Below are 18,482 nucleotides of genomic sequence, written 5' to 3' on the forward strand. Positions count from 1 at the left end.
GCAGGTCGGCGAACCGGCGTCGCGGCCGCGGCCCACCCGTCGAGATGGTGGGATACCCCGGTCGCGGCGGCTGTCGAAGGTCACAGGTGGCGGAGGTGCCGACGCGCTAGGGTCGGTCACGTGGCGGCGCGGAGATCGAGAATTCCAGCGACCAAATATCCAGTCGAGCGGTTCAAGCTCGACAACGGCCTGCGGGTGGTCCTCACCCCGGATCGGAGCGCCCCGGTCATCGGGGTCGCCGTCGTCTACGACGTCGGCATCCGCTCCGAACCGGAGGGACGCACCGGCTTCGCCCACCTCTTCGAGCACCTCATGTTCCAGGGCTCGGAGAACCTGGAGAAGCTGGCCCACTTCCGGCACGTGCAGGGCGCCGGCGGCACCTTCAACGGCTCCACCCACCTCGACTACACCGACTACTTCGAGACCCTCCCCAGCAATGCGCTCGAGCGCGCGCTCTTCCTCGAGGCCGACCGGATGCGTGGTCCCCGGTTGACCGAGGAGAACCTGCGCAACCAGGTGGACGTGGTCAAGGAGGAGATCCGGGTCAACGTGCTGAACCGGCCGTACGGCGGGTTCCCCTGGCTGACCCTGCCACCGGTCATGTTCGACACCTTCCCCAACGCGCATGACGGCTACGGCTCCTTCGACGATCTGGAGTCGGCCACCGTCGCCGACGCGGCGGACTTCTTCCGGCGCTACTACGCCAGCGGCAACGCGGTACTTGCGGTCAGCGGCGACCTCGACGTGGCCGAGGCGACCACGCTCATCGAGCGGCACTTCGGCGACGTGCCGGCCCGCCCCGCCCCGCAGCGTCCCGACTTCACCGAGCCCGACCTGACCGCCGAGCGGCGCACCTCCTACACCGACAAGCTCGCCCCGCTGCCGGCGGTCGCCAGCGCCTGGCGGGTACCCGACCCGCACAGCGACTTCCTCGGCTACCTGCCGTACGTGGTGCTGGCCGAGGTGCTCACCGACGGCGACGCCTCCCGGCTGGTCGAGCGGCTGGTGCAGCGGGACCGGACGGTCACCAGCGTCGGTGGCTACCTCGGCTTCATGGGCGACCCGTTCGACGTACGCGACCCGACGGCGCTGCTGCTCCAGGCTCACCTGCCGCCGGGCGGGGACGTGGAGAAGGTGCTGCGCACCGTCGACGAGGAGCTGGACCGGCTCGCCACCGACGGGCTGTCCGAGGGGGAGTTGGCCCGTACCCAGGCCCGGATGGCCACCCACCTGCTGCGCGACACCGACGCGGTGCTCGGCCGGGCGCTGCGGATGGCGGTGCTTGAGCAGCAGCGTGCCGAGCCGGGCCTGCTCAACGACCTGCCCCGGCTCGTCGGTGAGGTCACCGACGAGCAGGTGCGTTCCGCCGCGGCCACCCTGCGGCCGGAGCGTCGAGCCACCATCGAGGTCGTCGCCGGCGGTGCCCGATGAACGCGCGAACGAAGAAGGAGAACGTGACGGCGACCGTCGAGCCCGCGCCGCGGACCCTGCCGCCGCTCGGCCCCAACCGCAAGCTCAAACTGCCGAAGCAGGCGGAGCGCACGCTGGCCAACGGCCTCACCGTGATCGCGGTGCGCCGGCCGGCGGTGCCCCTCGTGGAGCTGCGGCTCTGGGTGCCCTTCGGGCGTACGCACCTGGCCCGCGGGGCGATGCTCGCGCAGACCATCCTCTCCGGCACGGAGACCCACACCGCGACGCAGATCGCCGCCGAGCTGCAGAAGGTCGGCGGTGGTCTCGCCGCCGGGGTCGATCCGGACCGGCTCATGCTCTCCGGGGCGAGCCTCGTCACCGGCCTGGGCCGGATGCTGGAGCTGCTCGCCGACGTCCTTACCGGGGCCACCTATCCGGGTGACTGGGTGGAGATCGAGCGGGACCGGCTGGTCGACCGGATCCAGGTCGCCCAGAGCCAGCCCGCCCACCTGGCCCGGACGGCGCTGCTCAAGCGGATCTACGGCCGGCACCCGTACGCGGTGCAGACCCCGGAGCCCGATCAGGTCCGCGCGGTCCGGCCGCCCGTCCTGCGCCGCCTGCACGGCGAGCGGGTACACCCGGCCGGTGCGGTGCTGGTGCTCGTCGGCGACGTGCAACCCGACCGCGCGCTGGAGGCCGCCGAGGAGGCGCTCTCCGGTTGGAAGGGCGACGGGCAGCCGGCCGAGCTGCCGCCCGCCCCGCCGTTGGAGCCGGGCCCGCTGCTGCTGGTCGACCGGCCGGGGTCGGTGCAGTCGTCGCTGCGGGTCGCGCTGCCGGCGGTGCCCCGCACCCACCCGGACCACGCGGCGCTGCAACTGGCCAACCTGATCTTCGGCGGCTACTTCTCCTCCCGGTGGGTCGAGAACATCCGCGAGGACAAGGGCTACACGTACGGCCCGCACTCGGTGGTCGAGCACTCGGTGGCCGGTTCGGTGCTGGTCGCCGGCGCCGAGGTGGCCACCGAGGTGACCGCTCCGGCACTGCTGGAGACGGTGTACGAGCTGGGTCGGCTCGCCTCGCTGCCGGTCAAGGAGGAGGAGCTGGAGCAGGCCCGCCAGTACGCGCTCGGCACCCTTCAGCTCGGCATGTCCACCCAGGCCGGCCTGGCCGCCCTCGTCAGCGCGTACGCGGGCAACGACCTGCGGCTCGATTTCCTGGCCGAGCACGCCGCACGCCTGGCCAAGGCGACGGTGGCGGATGTCGCGGAGGCCGCGGCCCGCTACCTCGCCCCGGCGAACGCGGTCACCATGGTGCTCGGTGACGCCGAACGGATCGCCCCGTCGCTGGCCGCGCTCACTCCGATCGAGACGGCATGAGCGAGCGCAGCGCGGCAGAACCGCACGCCGTCGCCGGTCGAGGGGAGGCGGCGGCGTGAGCGGGGAGGCGGCTCCACCGCTGGCCCGCGCCACGCTGGACCGGGCCGCGCACCACCGTACGGATCGGGCCTGGCTGGCCGAGGCGTGGCTGCGGGGCCGGGTGCTGGCGTTGGACTCCACGGCGGAGGGTCGGACGCTGGTGCGTACGGACGCGAACCCGCCGGCGCTGGTGCTCTTCCGCGCCGACGAGCTGCCGGCGGGGAGCGAGGCGGCCGCGATGTTCCTCGGGGTCGAGCAGGACGGGCTGCCCGTCTTCGCGGTGGACATTCCGCTGCCGGAGGTGGTCGGCACCCGGACCGTCGGCCTGCGCGACGTCGGGCATCTGCTCACCGACCGGGACGCCGGCCTCTTCACCACGGCGTTGGCGCTGCTCAACTGGCACATCCGGCACGGCTACTCGTCGGCCAGCGGCTCGCCGACCGAGATGGACGAGGCGGGTTGGTCCCGCATCGACCGCGACGGCGATCGGGTCTGGCCGCGCACCGACCCGGCCATGATCGTGCTGGTGCACGACGGGGAGCCGGGCCTCGCGGGGCGGTGCCTGTTGGGCAACAACGCCGCCTGGCCGAGCAGCCCCGGGCAGCGGCGCTTCTCCTGCCTCGCCGGCTACATCGAGCCGGGGGAGTCGGCGGAGGCCGCCGTGCTGCGCGAGGTCCGCGAGGAGGTCGGCGTCGAGGTCGGGAACATCGTGTACGTCGGTAGCCAGGCCTGGCCGTTCCCCGGTTCGCTGATGCTGGGCTTCCTGGCCACCGCCGACCCGGAGGATCCGGTGCGGATCGACCCCACCGAGATCGCGTACGCCCGCTGGTTCACCCGGGCGGAGATCGGCGCGGCGCTGGCCGGCCGGACGGTGGACGTGGGCGGGGGCGCGCAACTGGTGCTGCCGCCGCCCGCGTCGATCGCGTTGTTCCTGATCCACCGCTGGCTGGACGGCTGGGTGGACGAGGCGCGCTGAACGCGGAAGCCGTCGGCGCGGCGATGCCGGATGCGGTCCCGGCCCGTGACCGTCGTTGCCGCGGCGGTCACGGGCCGGGAACACGGACCGTCGTGGTCGGTGGGCGAGGAACGCGGCGGGGGAGCCGGTCCGGCCACGACGGACGCCTCATGTCTGTCGGCTGCGGTAGGCGGGTAGGGGTTCACCGAGCGGCAGGACCTTGATCCGTTGCCGGCCGGCGCGGACCGCGCCCACCGAGGCCAGGGCGCGGGCCAGGTGCATTGCGGCCTCTCGGTCTTCGGCGTGGACGACCTGCCGGCGTGGCTCGGGCGCGGTCGTCTCGTCCCGCAACCGGTGGCCGCCGGCCCAGGCGGCCGCGATCTCCCCGTCGGCGACGGTGCGGATGTCGGTGCGAACGATCAGGAACCGCATGGGGGTCTCCGATGAACCGCGACTGGTGAGCCGGTGTGGAAGTTCCACGTCACTCACTCGTCATGTTACGCGCCGTGTTCGTCCCAGCAAGTGAAACTCGACGATTGATTCGGCGCGTCGTCCGATCAGGGGATGCCTGGTCAGCGGTGGATCGGGTCGGGTCGGGAATGCGACAGGGCCGCCGGCATCCGTGCCGGCGGCCCTGTCCCGTCAACCAGCTCAGTTCAGATCGAACTGGCCTTCTTTCGCTCCCGCGATGAAGCCGAGCCAACCGGCGCGGTTGAACAACAGCACGGGGCCCTGCGGATCCTTGCTGTCCCGCAGCGCGATGGCGGCGGGACCGCCGACCGGGGCGACCTCCACGCAGTTGGAGGTCTGGCTGCGGGTGCTCTTGCGCCACGGGGCGTCCGCCAGCAGTCGGGCGGGGACGGACGGGTTGTTGCGGATCTCGTTCATGGTTCTGCTCCATTCGAACCGCTCCGATGGGACGAGTGGCGCACGCGCCGACGGGCGGTCCCCCGTGGATCACCGGTCCGTCAGTCGCCCCGGCTGCCGGCGGCGTTGGACCGGCGCCGTTGCCGGCCCGTACGCCACTGTGGACGGGGAGTCTGCCCCGGTCAGCCGTCCCGTCGCCTCGATCAGCCAAGCGAGGGTGTCCGAGGCGGGAAGTGCCGCCGTGCATAGCCACTCGAACACCACTTTATAGCGATTCAGTGTTTTTGCGTCGGTCGACATGACGTCGGTGAAGCCACCTTCGATGGCGACCGTCTCCGGATCGAGCGGATCGGCGAACCGATAGAGGGAGAACGCGGTCGGCGGGAGGTACCAGTCGCCGACCCGGGTCTCGCGGAGCAGCACGTGCAGGGTCACGTTCGGCAGCAGCGCCAGCTCGCACAGCTGGACCAGCTGCTCGTACAGCACCTCCGGCGGGCCGGCCCGGTGGCCGAGCGCCGCCTCCTCGATGACCGCCGTGTAGCGGGGTGGGTCGTACTCCCGGGTGAGCAGTGACTGCCGGGCGAGGCGGGCCTGCACCTCGGTCTCGGTCTCCTCCGTCGGCTCCGGATCGCCGGCCTGGTCGGCGACCTGCTGGGCCGAGACGATCCGCACACCTGCGTAGCCGGCCGTCTGCAACAGGCCGGGGACGAGCACCGGGTTGTACTCGGAGATGCCGACGCAGCCCGCCTCCAGCTCGGCGAAGCTCCGCTGCTGCTGGGTCATGACCGGGAAGTTCTTCAACCAGCCGCGCATGTCGCCGGCCTCAAGCGTGATGCCGAGCAGCTCGGCACGGAGCGACTCGTCGGCGCGGTAGAGGTCGAGCAGGGTCCGGACGTCCTCCGGGTCCGGCCGGCTGCGTCCGTTCTCCAGGCGGGACAGTTTGGACGCTGATGCCCAACCGATCCGCTCGATGACCTGGTCTCCGGTGAGACCCGCCGTCTCGCGCAGTCGGCGCAGCTCTGTGCCGAGCCTGCGGCGGCGCAGGATCGGGCTGGGTGAGGCAGGAGGCAAGAGTGTCCTCTTTCCCATCGACCGCCGCAGACGCGACGGTAACTGTATGAAGTTCGCCCCCCACGGTCAGTATGGACGGCGCGGCCGGTGTCGGACGTACCGGCGAGGGCGTGTCTTGCAGAAAAGAGGACCGTGGAACGTGTGGCCGCCCCACCACGGCGTCCGGACCGCCCACGCCGCCCCGAGAGCGCGCCCAGTGCGGCGCGCCACCGTCGCCCCGGAGGAACAATGCGCCACGTCCTGCGCCGACCCGAGTTCCGCCTGCTCTTCTGCGGGCTGCTGGCGAGCATGAGCGCGGAGTCCATCCTGCTGCTCGCGCTCGCCATCTGGGTCAAGGACCTCACCGGCTCGGACGGCATGGCCGGTGCCACGATCTTCGCGGTCATCGCGCCGATGACGTTGGCGCCACTGGTCGGGTGGTTCGTCGACCGGTACCCGCGACGACAGTTCTTCGTGGTGGCGAACCTGGTGACCGCGGTGCTGCTGACCCCACTCTTCTGCGTACGGGAGCGCGACGACGTGTGGATCGTGTACGCGGTGGCCGCCCTGTACGGACTCTCGTACCTCGCGCTCAGCGCCGCGCTCAGCGGGCTGATCCGGCAACTGGTCCCGATCGAGCTGCTGGCCGAGGCGAACGGCGTGCTGCAGACCGTACGACAGGGGTTGCGACTGATCGGACCGCTCGCCGGCGCCGGCCTCTACGCCGCGATCGGCGGCCCGGCGCTGGCCGGAGTCGGCGTTCTCGGGTTCGTGACGGCAGCCGCCGTGGTGGGCATGCTGCGGACCCGGGAGGAGCCGCCCGCGCGACCGGGACCGCGCTGGCCGGCCGAGGTGAGTGCCGGCCTGCGGCACCTGGCCGGCGAACCCGCGTTGCGTCGGGCGCTCTTCGGCTACGCGCTCGGCTCGCTCGTGATGGGCTTCACCGAGTCGCTGATCTTCGCGTACGTCGACCAGGGGCTCCGCCGGGACGCCGCGTTCGTCGGGGTGCTGGTCACCGTGCAGGGCGTCGGCGGGCTGGTCGGTGGGCTCTGCTCACCCGGCGCGGTACGCCGGCTCGGCGAGGTGGGCACCCTCGCGACCGGGGTGGCCTTCTTCGGGCCGGCCGCGCTGGCGCTGGCCTACCCCGATCTCCGGCTCGGGGTGGCGGCGGTGCTGCTGGCCGGGGTCTCGATCCCGCTGACCATGGTGGGGCTGAACACGCTCATCCAACGCCGTACCCCACCGCCGCTGCTCGGCCGGGTCACGGCCGCCTCCGAGGCGGTGGTCAGCGGGCCGCAGGCTCTCTCGATCGGCGTCGGCGCGCTGCTCGTCGGCGCCGTCGACTACCGGCTGCTCTTCCTGCTGACCGGTCTGGTCACCCTGCTGGCCGGCGGCTACCTCTGGCGCTCCCGGCACCTCACCCCGCCGACCGAGCCTCCCCACCGAACAGCGCGGATCCCGTCCCCGCGCCGCCCGTCCGCCCCCGGCTCCTCCCCGACCGCCCCCGGCTCCCCGAACGGTGATCATGAAGTTATCGGCGCGACACGCCGACGCCGTGGCCGATAACTCCATGATCACCGGGCCGAGCCGGGGCCGGGGTGGGTTGGGGTTGGGGTGGGGACGGGGAGAGGCGGCCGCCCGTCCGGGCGGCCGCCTCTCGGGGGACTACTGGATGATCAGGCGGTCACGATGGTCGCGAGGTGCTGCTTGACCTGGTTGATCGACGGGTTGGTGAGCGCGCTGCCGTCGGCGAAGCGAAGCGTCGGAACGGTCTGGTTGCCGCCGTTGACGCTCATCACGAACTCCGCGGCCTGGGGGTCCCGCTCGATGTCGACCACCTCGTACCCGATGCCCTCCCGGTCCAGCTGGGACTTCAGTCGGTGGCAGTAACCGCACCACGAGGTGGAGTACATCGTCAGCATGGTCAATTCCTCCCGCTGCTCCGCCGTCGGCTTGCCGATCAAGCCGAGGCTATCCACTGCAACATCCGGGGTTGCTGCGAGAATTCCTTGCTGTGGCGGTTCACTCTGACGCGGAACGGGTGCTCGCCGGGCTGGATCCCGAGCAGCGCGGCGCGGTGACCGCGCCGGCCGGGCCGGTCTGCATCCTGGCCGGCGCGGGCACCGGAAAGACCCGGGCGGTCACCTCGCGGATCGCCCACCGGGCACTCACCGGTGAGATCTCCGGCCGGCACGTGCTCGCCGTCACCTTCACCGCCCGCGCCGCCGCCGAGATGCGGAGCCGGCTCACCCAGCTCGGGGTGAGCGGTGTCCAGGCGCGCACCTTCCATGCGGCCGCGTTGCGCCAGGTGCGCTACTTCGCGCCCCGGCTGCTCGACGGGCGGGCCATGCCGGAGCTGCTGGACAGCAAGGTCCGGCTCGTCACGCTCGCTGCGGCCCGGGTGGGTCTGCGTACCGACCGGGCCGCCGCCCGGGACCTGGCCGGCGAGATCGAGTGGGCCAAGTCGTCACTCGTCGAGCCCGGCGAGTACATGGTGGCGGCGGCGAAGGCGCTGCGGGACACCCCGCACGAGCCGGCGAAGGTCGCCGAGGTGTTCGCCGCCTACGAGAAGATCAAGCGTGGCAACGGCGTGATCGACTTCGAGGACATGCTGCGCGCGGCGGTCTGGGGGATCGAGGAGCACGCCGACGTCGCCGAGCAGGTGCGCGCGCAGTACCGGCACTTCGTGGTCGACGAGTACCAGGACGTCAACCCGCTCCAGCAGCGGCTGCTGGAGGCCTGGCTCGGCGGGCGCAACGACCTGACCGTGGTGGGGGACGCGAGCCAGACCATCTACTCCTTCACCGGGGCCACCTCGTCGTACCTGGTCGACTTCCCGCGCCGCCACCGGGACGCGGTGGTCGTCCGGCTGGTCCGGGACTACCGGTCCACGCCGCAGGTCGTCGGGCTGGCCAACGCCGTGATCTCCCAGGCCCGGGGGGCCGAGGCCCGGCTCCGGCTGGAGCTGAGCGGGCAGCGTCCGCCCGGCCCCGAACCGGAGCTGCGGATCTTCACCGACGAGCCGGCCGAGGCGAACGCGGTGGCGGCGCGGGCCCGGGCGCTCATCGACGCCGGCACCCCCGCCCGGGAGATCGCCGTGCTGTTCCGCACCAACGCGCAGTCCGAGGCGTACGAGAAGGCGCTCACCGAGGCCGAGGTGCCGTACGTGGTGCAGGGGGCGGAGCGGTTCTTCGAGCGGGCCGAGGTGCGGCAGGCGATGGTCGCCCTGCGCGCCGCCACCCGCTCCATCCCGGGGGAGACCCCGCTCCCGGCGGCCGTGGTCGAGGCGCTCGCGGCCGTGGGCTGGTCGCCGGAGACGCCGCCGGCCGGTGGCGCCGCCCGGGAACGCTGGGAGGCGCTCGCCGCGCTGGTCCAGCTCGCCGAGGAGTACGCGGCGACCCCCACCGTCCTGCCGATCGGCGAGGCGGCGACCGTCGAGCGGGCGGTGACGCTGGCCGAGTTCACCGACGAGCTGCACCGCCGGGCGAGCCAGCAACACGTGCCCACCCTCGACGGGGTGACCCTGGCCTCGCTGCACTCGGCGAAGGGGTTGGAGTGGGACGCGGTCTTCCTCGTCGGGCTCTCCGAGGGCACCCTGCCCACCACGTACGCGAAGACGGCCGAGCAGGTCGAGGAGGAGCGCCGGCTGCTCTACGTGGGGGTCACCCGCGCGCGGGAGTGGCTCTGGCTGTCGTACGCGGTGGCCCGCTCGCCGGGTGGGCGGGCCCGGCGGCCGTCGCGTTTCCTGCCCCAGCTCGACCGCTCCGGCGGCGGTGGCGAGCGGGCCCGCGGCACGAGCACGACGCCCCGGCCGGAGCGGCGGCGGACGCAGATCGTCTCCTGCCGGATCTGTGGCGCGACGCTGCTCGCCGGTCCGGAGCGGAAGCTGGGACGGTGCGCGACCTGCCCGTCCGACATCGACGAGGAGCTGCACGAGCGGCTGTGCGAGTGGCGGCGGCGGGTCGCCGGTGACCAGCGGGTCCCGGCCTACGTGGTCTTCACCGACGCCACCCTGACGGCGCTGGCCGAGCGGCGGCCGGGTCGCCCCGAGGATCTGATCGCCATCGCCGGCATCGGCCCACGCAAACTGGGCCTCTACGGCGAATCGGTACTGGCGCTGGTGGGCGGCGCGGCGGTCGACGACGTCTGCCCCGAGAAAACTTTCGAAATCGAGCCGTAAATTCGTTTGCCCTCCCCCTCGGGCGAGGAATAGCCTCAGTGCACACCTCGCGAGCGGCGCAGTTCGGGCTGCTCACGGGGGTTGTCCCAGTCGATTCGAGGAACGTGAGGGAGGTGGCACCCGTGAAGATCTTCACCTATGAGCGTCTGGCGGCGATGCCGGCTGCCTGCGCTCCGCTGTCGGCTGTCCGGGTGGCTTCCGCGGTCAAGCGACCGTCGGTCCCACAGGTGCACCAGGTCGAGGCTCAGGCCGAGCTGATCCTCGCCGCTGCGCCGAACGGACTCCGGGGGACCAGTGGCTTCACGGGCATGGGCATCGATGGTGTCGCGAAGCGCACCGATGTCCGCGGCGTTCCACCTCGAGGTAGACCGGTCTGATCAACAGACCGACCGGCTCACCTCGAGGCCGCGGAACCCGTAAACCGGGATCCGCGGCCTCAGTTTTTTGCTCCGCCCACCTAGTCGGAAGTAGCGATCCACGAGATCGAAATGAGAGAGAGGTGACCGGGCGATGAGTCTGGCACTGGCTCCGCTCGACCTGGACGTCGAGTTGGAGGCGAACCTGCCCTGCCGGAAGTTCGACCCCGACCTGTGGTTCTCCGACGCGCCCGCCGAGCTCGAGCTTGCCAAGTCGCTCTGCGGGGACTGCCCGCTGCGCGTCGAGTGCCTCGCCGGCGCGGTCGAGCGTGCCGAGCCCTGGGGCGTCTGGGGTGGCGAGATCTTCGAGCGTGGCGCGGTCGTCCCGCGCAAGCGGCCCCGTGGCCGTCCGCGCAAGGAGGACGTCGCCCGTGACGCCGCGCTCCGGGTCGAGGCCGAGGCGCGCCTGGCGGCCAGTGGGCTGTCCCAGGGGCGTAACGCGGTCCGGCTGGCGGCCTGACATGAACCCGATCCGAACCAACCACGCCGGTACAGCTCCGGCGACGACTGGAAACGACATGCTGCACGTACCCAACGGAGTTGAGATGCAACTACTTCACGAAGCGTTGTCCAGGGCCCGAATGCGCCGGCCTCAGGCCGGCAACACCACGAGCACTGAGGCAACCCGTTCCGCCCTCACCGTCGCCATGAACAGCCGCCGACAGTCGGCACGCGACCTGGGCATTCGCTGACACCACCGATCCGCGGGGCGGGTGGCCGGAACTCCGGCCGCCCGCCCCGCGGCGTAGCCGGGCGAGGTGGCGCTGAGCCCCCGGACGAGGCGGGGCCGTCCTGCTCGACGGGGCGGGCCCGCGCTTCCCGGGGAGCGGCGGCTCGTGTCCCGGCGGTCGCGGCGAGGAGCGGCGGCTCAGCCGACCGGCGCGAAGCCGGGCAGCCAGCGTTCGAGGATGCGCCGGTACGGCGCCTTGGCCTCCAACTGGCAGAGCACCCCGATCGAGCCGAGGGTCACCCGGTGGATGAGCAGGTACGACGGGGGCAGGTTGAGCTGACGCCCCAGCTGGTAGGCGGGGGAGCGTGGGCTGGCCAACCGGGCGGCCTCGCCCCGCAGCCAGGCCCGGCTGAACCGGAACTCGTCGGCGGCCACCGGCTCCAGCATGGGCCGCAGATATTCCAGCACCGCCTGCGCGTCGATCTCCTCGGCCTCGCTGACGAAGCCCTCCGCCCGCAGCCCCGCCACGACGGCGTCCGCCTCGCCCCGCAGCGCCAGGCCGGCGAGACGGCCGATCGGCTCCGGGGTGCCGTCCGGCATCCGGGCCACCGCGCCGAAGTCGATCACGCCGAGGCGGCCGTCGGGCAGGAGCCGGAAGTTACCCGGGTGCGGGTCGGCGTGCAGCAGCCCGGCCCGCATCGGCGCGGAGAGGTGCAGCTCGGCCATCAGCCGGCCCGCCTCGTCCCGCTGCTCCTCGGTGCCCTCCCGAATGATCACGGAGAGCGGCGTGCCCTCGACCCACTCGGTGATGAGCACCCGCGGCGCGGCCGAGACCACGGCGGGGATGTAGATGTCCGGATCGTCGGCGTACGCGGCCGCGAAGGCGCGCTGCGACTCGGCCTCGAGCTCGTAGTCGAGCTCCTCGGTGATCCGCTCCCGCAGCTCCACCAGGAGCGGCTTGACGTCGAGGCCGGGCTGGATCGCCCGGAACATCCCGCCGAGTCGGGAGAGCTGCTTGAGGTCCGCGAGCAGTGCGTCCCCGGCGCCCGGATACTGGATCTTGACGGCCACGTCACGCTGCTTCGGCTCGCCCGACGGGCCGTACCCCGGATCCCGCCAGATCGCGCGGTGCACCTGCCCGATGCTGGCCGCCGCGGCCGGGGTGTCGTTGAACTCGACGAAGCGGTCCCGCCAGTCCGGGCCGAGCTGCTCGGTCAGCACCTTGTGCACGCTGGCGACGGGGAGCGGCGGCGCCGCCTCCTGGAGCTTGGTCAGCGCCTGCCGGTAGGGGGCGGCGATCTCCTCCGGCAGTGCCGCCTCGAAGACGGAGAGCGCCTGCCCGAACTTCATCGCCCCGCCCTTGAGCTGGCCCAGGACGCTGAAGAGCTGCTCGGCGGTGCGCTGCTGGATCTCCGCGGAGATCACATCGGAGGCGAGACCGGTGACGCGCTTTCCCATGCCGAGGACGGTCCGGCCGGCGAAGCCGAGCGGCAGTGCGGCGAGCTTGGCGGTCCGGGACACAGCCCGGCGTGGGATGTCGGTCACCCGGTCATTGTTACCGACTCGACGGGCGCGCGGCTGCTGAGCGCCCTGTCACCCGTCGTTCGTTCCGGACGACAGGTCGAAGACGGGTCGTCGGGGGCAGGCGGCGGGGTGGTCAACGGCCTCTTCGCGAGCACCGGCAGGAGGGGTGGGGCGGCCAGTCGCGGCGCCGGAGCCTGCCCGGACCGGCGACCTCGACCGCGCCACCCAGCGTCTCGGGCGTACCGCCGTCGAGCTGGGCCAGCGCCTCCGCGGTGGCGAACCCGGCCGCGGCGAGCAGGGTCGCGGTCGCGCCCGCGGGAAGGGGCTCCTCGCCGGCGAGTTGGGCGGCGAGCCGGGGCCAGTCCGGATCCCGGTCGGTGCGGTGCAGGTCGACGCAGTTCAGGCAGGGTCCGACCGGGGGCCGCACCAGCGGCCCGATCACCGGCACCCCCTCCCGGAGCGTGACGAGCAGGTGCGGCTGGCGGCGCTGGGCGTACCCGGCCGCGATGAGAGCGGCCGGACGGTCCGTGCCGAGCTGCACCACCAGGTCGACCGGGCCGCGTCGACCCGTCGGGCCGGCGGCGCCGGGGGCGGTGCGGGCGATCGCCTCCCGCACGGCGGCGGCGAGCGGACGTCCGAGCTCCGCCGCGGGGATGCCGGTGCCCGCCAGGTCGGCCGGGCGCACCGGACCCGCGAGTTCCGCGCTGACCTGCCCGACGCCGGCCTGGGCGAGCGCCACGGCCACCGCGGCACCGAGTCGACCGGCACCGGTCACCAGCACCCGGGCGCTCAGCCGGCGCCGGAGCAGCTGGGCGGGCGTGGCCGGCAGCCGGGCGGCGGCGAGAGCGAGCGCGCCGGCCTCCGCGCCGAGCCGGGCCCGCGTCGGTCCGGCCAGGTCACGCGGCAACAGGGTGTGTCCCGGTACGAGCAGACCGGCGGCGCGCAGGGTGTCGAGGAGCGTACGCGCCGGCTCGGCGCCGAGCTCGGTGGCGAGCGGGTGCGTCAGCACGCCACGTTCGCTGCGGGTGCCGTCGAGCAGATCCAGCAGGCGGGCGGCGCGCGGGTCGGCGATCTCGAGCAGGACGGCGTGCTCCGGCCCGACGCCGAGCTGAAGCGTGTGCCGGTCACGCCAGAGCCGGGTGAGGCCGGGAAGCAGCGTGGGGCGGGGGAGTACGGCACGGGTCATGGCAACGAATCGTCACCGCGTCCGTGCGTTACGTCGATCGTTGTCCACAGGTGTGGGGTGCCCTGTCCAGGGCTGTCCACAGGACTTCCGGAGTTATCCACAGGCCTCCGGGTGCGGTGTCGGCCACCCGACACGCTGCCGGCGGGTCAGCCCGGCCGGCAAGCGCGGGCGGGGGTGACCCGTTGGAGAGCCACCCCTCGCCCGTCGCTGATCGGGTCAGACCTTCGCCTTGCCCAGGATGCGGTTCACTGTTGTGCCGCACACCGGACACTTGCCCTTGGCCATGTTCATCCCGGTCTTCGAGACCTCGATGTGTCCCTCGAAGTCCCTCTTCTCCTTGCACTTGACGCAGTAACCGTTGTAGGTCTGGGCCTGGTCGGCCACGGTGCCCTCCTCGTCTCGTCCGCCGGCCGGTACCGGTTCCGGCGGGTTTCCCGGCGGCGGGCCGTGAGCGGCGCCGGCGCTGGGTCTAACTCCCACGGCCACCCGCGTGGCCGCTGGTCCGCGGACCCTACCCAGGTCTGGGCGGTTCCATGTCAGCTGCGCGTCGACACTGTGAGGAAGCCGACCACGAGAGTGTGCACGGCGAATTAGGTCGGATAAGTCAGTTTGGCGGGGACACGCCGACCGAACCCGCACAGACAGCCCTTCGAAGCGCCCCCGCGCGCCGGGTGCACCGGTTGATCACTTACCGTGGGCAGGGGCGCGCCCCTACCCAGCTGATGGGTATCTCGGGCCGCCACGGTGGGTGACCGGGTGTCCTTCGACACCCCGGCAAGAAATTTTTCAGGACTCCTGGCGACCAATCACCATCTTCCGGGCGCGTGTCGGAGGGTTGACCCTTGCGTACCCCTGGTCACTAGGCAGTAGCTTTCCCTCGTGGCAGCAAATCGAGGCTGCGCGGGTCTCTGATGGCAGGGGCGCGCAAGCCGGTCGTCGAGGTACGGCGCAGCCAGCGCCGACGACGTACGGTGTCCGCCTACCGCGACGGTGAGCGGGTCGTCGTGCTGATTCCCGACCAGTTCTCCCGGGCCGAGGAGAGCGAATGGGTCGACCGCATGCTCGCCCGGCTCGCCGCCCGCGAGGGGCGACTGGCCCGCTCCGACGCCGAGCTGGCTGCCCGGGCCACCCGGCTGCTCGACGCCTACCTCTCCGACCACGGTGCGCAGGCCGTCCCGGCCAGCGTTCGGTGGGTCACCAACCAGAACGGCCGCTGGGGCTCCTGCACCCCCGCCGACCGGACGATCCGCATCTCGCACCGGGTGCAGGAGATGCCGGACTGGGTGATCGACTATGTGCTGCTGCACGAACTGGCGCACCTGATCGTGCCGAGCCACAACGCCGCCTTCTGGGCCCTGGTCGCCCGCTACCCCAAGTCGGAGCGGGCCCGGGGCTACCTGGAGGGCATCGCCGCGGCCGTCGCCGTCCCCGCCCTGACCGAGTGACCCCGGGCCGCCCGCACCGGCGGGAGCGGGTCTAGGGTCGGGGGATGGTTCGGGTCGTCGTCGCATTGCTCGGGCCGGTGCCCTGGACGCCCCCGGGGGTCGATCCGGCCCGCTGGCGTACCGCCCTCGCCGAGGACACCGTCGACCTGCTCGCCACGTTGACCGAGGTCGACACCGCGGTGGCGGTCACCCCCGACGACCGGTGGCTCGCCGACGCGGTCACCTGGCCGGACATGGCCGTCCACGAGGTGCCCGAGCCGACGCCGAACGCCGTGTTCGCGGCGCTCTCCGGGTACGACCAGGCCGCCGTGCTCGTGGCCGACGCCCCGGACCTGCCCGCGCTCACCATCGGCAAGCTGCTCCGCCCACTGACCAGTCGCCCCGCCGCGGTGGCACCGGCCGAGGGCGCCGGCCCGGGGCTGCTCGGCGTCGCCGTGCGGCTGCCCGTACCGTCGTGGCTTCCGTCGCTGGACCTGGACCGGACGACGCCGACGGAGATCCGCGCCGCCGCCCCACGCCCCGGCGACCTCTCGGTGACGCCGGCGTGGCGCCGGCTCCGCGGCCCGGCCGACCTGGCCACGCTCGACCCGGCCCTGGAGGGCTGGGAGGCCACCCGCGCCCTGCTCTCGGGCACCGCCGGCTGACCCGACCCGGGCAAGGATGCGGGGCACGATCGTGGCCGGTGCCGACCGCTGGTCGGCACCGGAACCCGGGTCGGTGGAACTCGGCCCAACGGGTGAGGTCAGGAACGCTTGTCGTCGTCGCCCTCGTCGCCGCGCCGCTCCGACTCGCCGGGCGTCTCCTCGTGCGGCCCGCCGGGAGCGGTGAAGTCGAAGTTCTCCAGCTCGCCGATGACGTCGAACTCGGCCATCGCGAACGCCACCGGATCGGCGAAGTCGTCCTCGGAGGGGAGCAGGTCGGGGTGGCCCCAGAGGGCGTCCCGCCCGGCGATGCCGCGGTGCTCGGTGAGCGCCGCCCAGAGCGCGGCCGCCTCCCGCAGCCGGCGCGGACGCAGCTCCAGGCCGACCAGGGCGGCGAAGGTCTGCTCGGCGGGCCCACCGGCCGCACGGCGACGGCGGAACGCCTCGGCGAGGCGCACGACGTTCGGCAACCGGCCGCCGGCGGCGCTGTCCACCACGTGGCAGACCCACCCCTCGACCAGCGCCAACGCGGTCTCCAGGCGGGCCAGCGACGCCTTCTGCGCCGGGCTGTCCTCCGGGGTGAAGATCCCCTCCAGGGCGATCGCCTGCATCGACTCCGGGTCGGTCGGGTCGACCCGACCCATCGCCTCCTCGATCGCCTCCCGGTTCACCCGGATGCCCGCGGCGTACGTCTCGACGGCGTTGAGCACGTGCCCGCGCAGCCACGGGACGTGCTGGAAGAGCCGCTGGTGGGCGGCCTCGCGCAGGGCCACGTAGAGGCGTACCTCGTCCTCCGGCAGCTCCAGGCCCTCGCCGTACGCCTTGATGTTGGCGGGGATGAGCGCGGCCGTGCCGGCCGGGCCGAGCGGCAGCCCGATGTCGCCGGCCGAGAGCACCTCGGCGGCGAGCGAGCCGAGCGCCTGACCCAGCTGGCCCCCGAACAGGGCCCCGCCGAGGGTGGCGACCATCGACTGCATCGGGCCGAGCTGGGCGCGGGCCTCCGGCGGCACCAGGTCACCCATCGCGCCGACCATCCGGCTGGCCACCGGGTCGCAGAGCTTCCGCCACACGTCCAGCGTCTTGTAGATCCACTCGTTGCGGTTCCAGGCCAGCGAGGTCTGGATGCCGGACGGCAGGGCCGAGGCGGGCTCGAGCCAGAGGTCGGCCAGGCGCAGCGCCTCCTCCACGGCGTTTCGCTCGTACGGCGAGACCGCCGGGTCGCCGGCGGCGGCGAGCTGGCTGGCGGCCACCTGCCGGGCGAGGTCCCAGTTGACCGGCCCGCTGCCCGGCGCGGAGAAGAGCTGCTGCAGCTGCGCCATGAACTGCTGCATCTGCGCGGGGTCGTTGGGGTCTGGTGGTTGCCCACCCGGTAGCGCGAAACCGAACGGAATATCAGGCACGAGGTCTACGGTACGCGCGCTGCGCCCCAGGTAGCGCCGCTGGCGTTGCGCTTAGGGCGAAGTCCTCCGCGCTGCGGTCGGCCGATCCGTGGCGGTCGGTACGCTCTGCCGCATGAGACGTCGCGGCCTGACCGTCCTGCTCGGTGCCCTGTTCACGGCCCTGCTCAGCATCGGGGTGCTCGGGGCGCCGATCCCGTACGTGGTGCTCGGTCCCGGCCCGACCGTCAACACGCTGGGTGCGGAGAACGGAAAGGACGTCATCCAGGTCTCCGGACGGGCGACCTCCACCTCGGCCGGGCAGCTGCGGCTGACCACGGTCGGCGTCCAACCCTCGGTCAAGCTCCGGTCGGCCATCGCCGGCTGGTTCTCGAAGGACGAGGCGGTGGTGCCCCGCGAGTTGATCTACCCGCCCGGGGAGTCGCAGCAGCAGGTCGAGAAGCGCAACGCCGAGGACTTCGCGGCGTCGCAGACCAGCGCCGAGACCGCCGCGCTGCGGGAGTTGGGCTTCCCGGTGCAGGTGGTGGTGAAGGCGGTGACCGCCGGCGGCCCGTCGGTCGGGATGCTGGCCCCCGGCGACGTCCTGACCTCGGTCGACGGCCAGCCGGTGCCGGTCGCCGCCCGGCTCACCGAGCTGATCCGCGCCAAGCGCGCGGGCAGCGCGCTGACCATCGGTTACACCCGGGACGGAGCTCCGGCCACCGCGCGGATCACCAGCCGTGAGCAGGACGGCAACCCGCGGATCGGGGTCGAGGTCGAGCAGAAGCAGCCGCACCCGTTCACTCTCAACATCGACCTGGAGGACATCGGCGGGCCGAGCGCCGGCCTGATGTTCGCCCTCGGCATCGTGGACAAGCTGACCCCGGCCGACCTGACCGGCGGCACGGTGGTGGCGGGCACCGGCACCATCGACGACGAGGGGAAGGTCGGCCCGATCGGCGGGATCGCCCAGAAGCTGGTGGGCGCGAAGCACGCCGGGGCGAAGGTCTTCCTGGTGCCGGCCGACAACTGTGCCGAGGCCGTCCGCAATCCGCAGCCCGACCTGCCGCTGATCCGGGTCGGATCACTGGACGAGGCGCTCACCGCCCTCGAGAAGCTGCGCGCCGGGGGGCAGCCGACCCGCTGCTGAGCCGCTGCTGAGCCGCCGAGCCCGGCGGTGCGCCACCGCCCGACCGCCTCCGCCGGATCCGCGGAGCCGGTCGGGTGGGCTTCGCCGACGCCCCGTGACCGGCCGAACGCGACCATGGGACGCCGCATTCAGGAACACCCCGTACTCTGGGTGCCTGGTCGGAGCCGATCAATCGAGCGTGCGGAGCCAACAGTGGT

At 72.8% G+C, this 18,482-nt stretch carries 18 protein-coding genes; 10 read left to right on the top strand and 8 right to left on the bottom strand.

The genetic code is table 11. From position 1 onward, the window contains the following. Positions 1-120: 120 nt before the first annotated feature. Genes D7044_RS11595 through nudC form a run of 3 tightly spaced genes read left to right on the top strand, consistent with a single transcriptional unit; the run spans position 121 to position 3,801 of the window. Positions 121-1,431: a M16 family metallopeptidase gene (locus tag D7044_RS11595; protein WP_120679203.1), complete on the top strand. Its 1,311-nt coding sequence runs from the start codon at positions 121-123 to the stop codon at positions 1,429-1,431. After that, complete coding sequence (locus D7044_RS11600) at positions 1,428-2,786, top strand: M16 family metallopeptidase (protein ID WP_120679205.1); 1,359 nt, start codon at positions 1,428-1,430, stop codon at positions 2,784-2,786. The genes D7044_RS11595 and D7044_RS11600 overlap by 4 nt, the downstream gene beginning before the upstream one ends. A gap of 55 nt (positions 2,787-2,841) precedes the next feature. Beyond that, on the top strand, positions 2,842-3,801 hold the full coding sequence (gene nudC, locus D7044_RS11605) for an NAD(+) diphosphatase (RefSeq protein ID WP_233563204.1): 960 nt from the start codon (positions 2,842-2,844) through the stop codon (positions 3,799-3,801). Between the two features lie 147 nt (positions 3,802-3,948). Here nudC and D7044_RS11610 read toward each other — a convergent pair whose 3' ends face one another. The 3 genes from D7044_RS11610 to D7044_RS11620 form a co-directional block, all read right to left on the bottom strand. Beyond that, a complete protein-coding gene (locus D7044_RS11610; RefSeq protein ID WP_120679207.1) occupies positions 3,949-4,212 on the bottom strand; it encodes a hypothetical protein in 264 nt (87 codons plus the stop codon). Between the two features lie 219 nt (positions 4,213-4,431). Beyond that, positions 4,432-4,668, bottom strand: coding sequence for a DUF397 domain-containing protein (locus D7044_RS11615; RefSeq protein WP_120679209.1), 237 nt, complete (start codon positions 4,666-4,668; stop codon positions 4,432-4,434). Between the two features lie 69 nt (positions 4,669-4,737). Further along, complete coding sequence (locus D7044_RS11620; protein WP_120679211.1) at positions 4,738-5,718, bottom strand: helix-turn-helix domain-containing protein; 981 nt, start codon at positions 5,716-5,718, stop codon at positions 4,738-4,740. A 141-nt stretch (positions 5,719-5,859) separates the two neighbouring features. On the opposite strand from D7044_RS11620, the gene D7044_RS11625 reads away from it, so the two are divergent. After that, entirely contained in the window at positions 5,860-7,263 is a 1,404-nt protein-coding gene (locus D7044_RS11625) for an MFS transporter (protein WP_120679212.1), read from the top strand. Positions 7,264-7,373: 110 nt separating this feature from the next. Here D7044_RS11625 and D7044_RS11630 read toward each other — a convergent pair whose 3' ends face one another. Further along, positions 7,374-7,619 carry a mycoredoxin gene (locus D7044_RS11630; protein ID WP_120679842.1) on the bottom strand — a complete coding sequence of 82 codons (246 nt, stop codon included), beginning with the start codon at positions 7,617-7,619 and terminating at the stop codon, positions 7,374-7,376. A gap of 92 nt (positions 7,620-7,711) precedes the next feature. On the opposite strand from D7044_RS11630, the gene D7044_RS11635 reads away from it, so the two are divergent. The 3 genes from D7044_RS11635 to D7044_RS11645 all read left to right on the top strand — a co-directional run bounded on the left by D7044_RS11635 (position 7,712) and on the right by D7044_RS11645 (position 10,753). Beyond that, positions 7,712-9,877, top strand: coding sequence for an ATP-dependent DNA helicase UvrD2 (locus D7044_RS11635; protein WP_120679214.1), 2,166 nt, complete (start codon positions 7,712-7,714; stop codon positions 9,875-9,877). A 122-nt stretch (positions 9,878-9,999) separates the two neighbouring features. Beyond that, entirely contained in the window at positions 10,000-10,254 is a 255-nt protein-coding gene (locus tag D7044_RS11640) for a hypothetical protein (protein WP_120688930.1), read from the top strand. Between the two features lie 133 nt (positions 10,255-10,387). Beyond that, complete coding sequence (locus D7044_RS11645; protein WP_120679216.1) at positions 10,388-10,753, top strand: WhiB family transcriptional regulator; 366 nt, start codon at positions 10,388-10,390, stop codon at positions 10,751-10,753. A 408-nt stretch (positions 10,754-11,161) separates the two neighbouring features. Here the strand turns inward: D7044_RS11645 and D7044_RS11650 are convergent, their stop codons facing one another. From D7044_RS11650 to D7044_RS32595, 3 genes are all read right to left on the bottom strand, one after another. After that, positions 11,162-12,508: an ABC1 kinase family protein gene (locus tag D7044_RS11650; RefSeq protein WP_120679218.1), complete on the bottom strand. Its 1,347-nt coding sequence runs from the start codon at positions 12,506-12,508 to the stop codon at positions 11,162-11,164. A gap of 112 nt (positions 12,509-12,620) precedes the next feature. Next, positions 12,621-13,673, bottom strand: coding sequence for a TOMM precursor leader peptide-binding protein (locus D7044_RS11655; RefSeq protein WP_120679220.1), 1,053 nt, complete (start codon positions 13,671-13,673; stop codon positions 12,621-12,623). A 216-nt stretch (positions 13,674-13,889) separates the two neighbouring features. Continuing rightward, positions 13,890-14,057 carry a DUF5679 domain-containing protein gene (locus D7044_RS32595; RefSeq protein ID WP_007072829.1) on the bottom strand — a complete coding sequence of 56 codons (168 nt, stop codon included), beginning with the start codon at positions 14,055-14,057 and terminating at the stop codon, positions 13,890-13,892. Between the two features lie 527 nt (positions 14,058-14,584). Between D7044_RS32595 and D7044_RS11660 the strand changes: the two genes are divergently transcribed. After that, on the top strand, positions 14,585-15,118 hold the full coding sequence (locus D7044_RS11660; protein ID WP_120679222.1) for a M48 metallopeptidase family protein: 534 nt from the start codon (positions 14,585-14,587) through the stop codon (positions 15,116-15,118). A 44-nt stretch (positions 15,119-15,162) separates the two neighbouring features. Further along, a complete protein-coding gene (locus D7044_RS11665; protein WP_120688846.1) occupies positions 15,163-15,762 on the top strand; it encodes a glycosyltransferase family protein in 600 nt (199 codons plus the stop codon). Positions 15,763-15,860: 98 nt separating this feature from the next. Here the strand turns inward: D7044_RS11665 and D7044_RS11670 are convergent, their stop codons facing one another. Then, positions 15,861-17,159 (bottom strand): zinc-dependent metalloprotease, encoded by a 1,299-nt coding sequence (locus D7044_RS11670; RefSeq protein ID WP_199716579.1) that lies wholly within the window; start codon positions 17,157-17,159, stop codon positions 15,861-15,863. Between the two features lie 112 nt (positions 17,160-17,271). Between D7044_RS11670 and D7044_RS11675 the strand changes: the two genes are divergently transcribed. Beyond that, positions 17,272-18,285, top strand: coding sequence for a YlbL family protein (locus D7044_RS11675; protein WP_120688847.1), 1,014 nt, complete (start codon positions 17,272-17,274; stop codon positions 18,283-18,285). The last annotated feature ends 197 nt before the right edge of the window (positions 18,286-18,482 follow it).

The organism is Micromonospora musae, assembly GCF_003626635.1.
In the GTDB taxonomy this organism is placed as follows: domain Bacteria; phylum Actinomycetota; class Actinomycetes; order Mycobacteriales; family Micromonosporaceae; genus Micromonospora; species Micromonospora musae.

Excerpts from the sequence above, each read along its gene's own strand:
- D7044_RS11600 (WP_120679205.1), top strand. The coding sequence starts at position 1,428 with ATGAACGCGCGAACGAAGAAGGAGAACGTGACGGCGACCGTCGAGCCC.
- D7044_RS11610 (WP_120679207.1), bottom strand. The coding sequence starts at position 4,212 with ATGCGGTTCCTGATCGTTCGCACCGACATCCGCACCGTCGCCGACGGG.
- D7044_RS11615 (WP_120679209.1), bottom strand. The coding sequence starts at position 4,668 with ATGAACGAGATCCGCAACAACCCGTCCGTCCCCGCCCGACTGCTGGCG.
- D7044_RS11630 (WP_120679842.1), bottom strand. The coding sequence starts at position 7,619 with ATGCTGACGATGTACTCCACCTCGTGGTGCGGTTACTGCCACCGACTG.
- D7044_RS11645 (WP_120679216.1), top strand. The coding sequence starts at position 10,388 with ATGAGTCTGGCACTGGCTCCGCTCGACCTGGACGTCGAGTTGGAGGCG.
- D7044_RS11655 (WP_120679220.1), bottom strand. The coding sequence starts at position 13,673 with ATGACCCGTGCCGTACTCCCCCGCCCCACGCTGCTTCCCGGCCTCACC.
- D7044_RS11660 (WP_120679222.1), top strand. The coding sequence starts at position 14,585 with ATGGCAGGGGCGCGCAAGCCGGTCGTCGAGGTACGGCGCAGCCAGCGC.
- D7044_RS11665 (WP_120688846.1), top strand. The coding sequence starts at position 15,163 with ATGGTTCGGGTCGTCGTCGCATTGCTCGGGCCGGTGCCCTGGACGCCC.
- D7044_RS11675 (WP_120688847.1), top strand. The coding sequence starts at position 17,272 with ATGAGACGTCGCGGCCTGACCGTCCTGCTCGGTGCCCTGTTCACGGCC.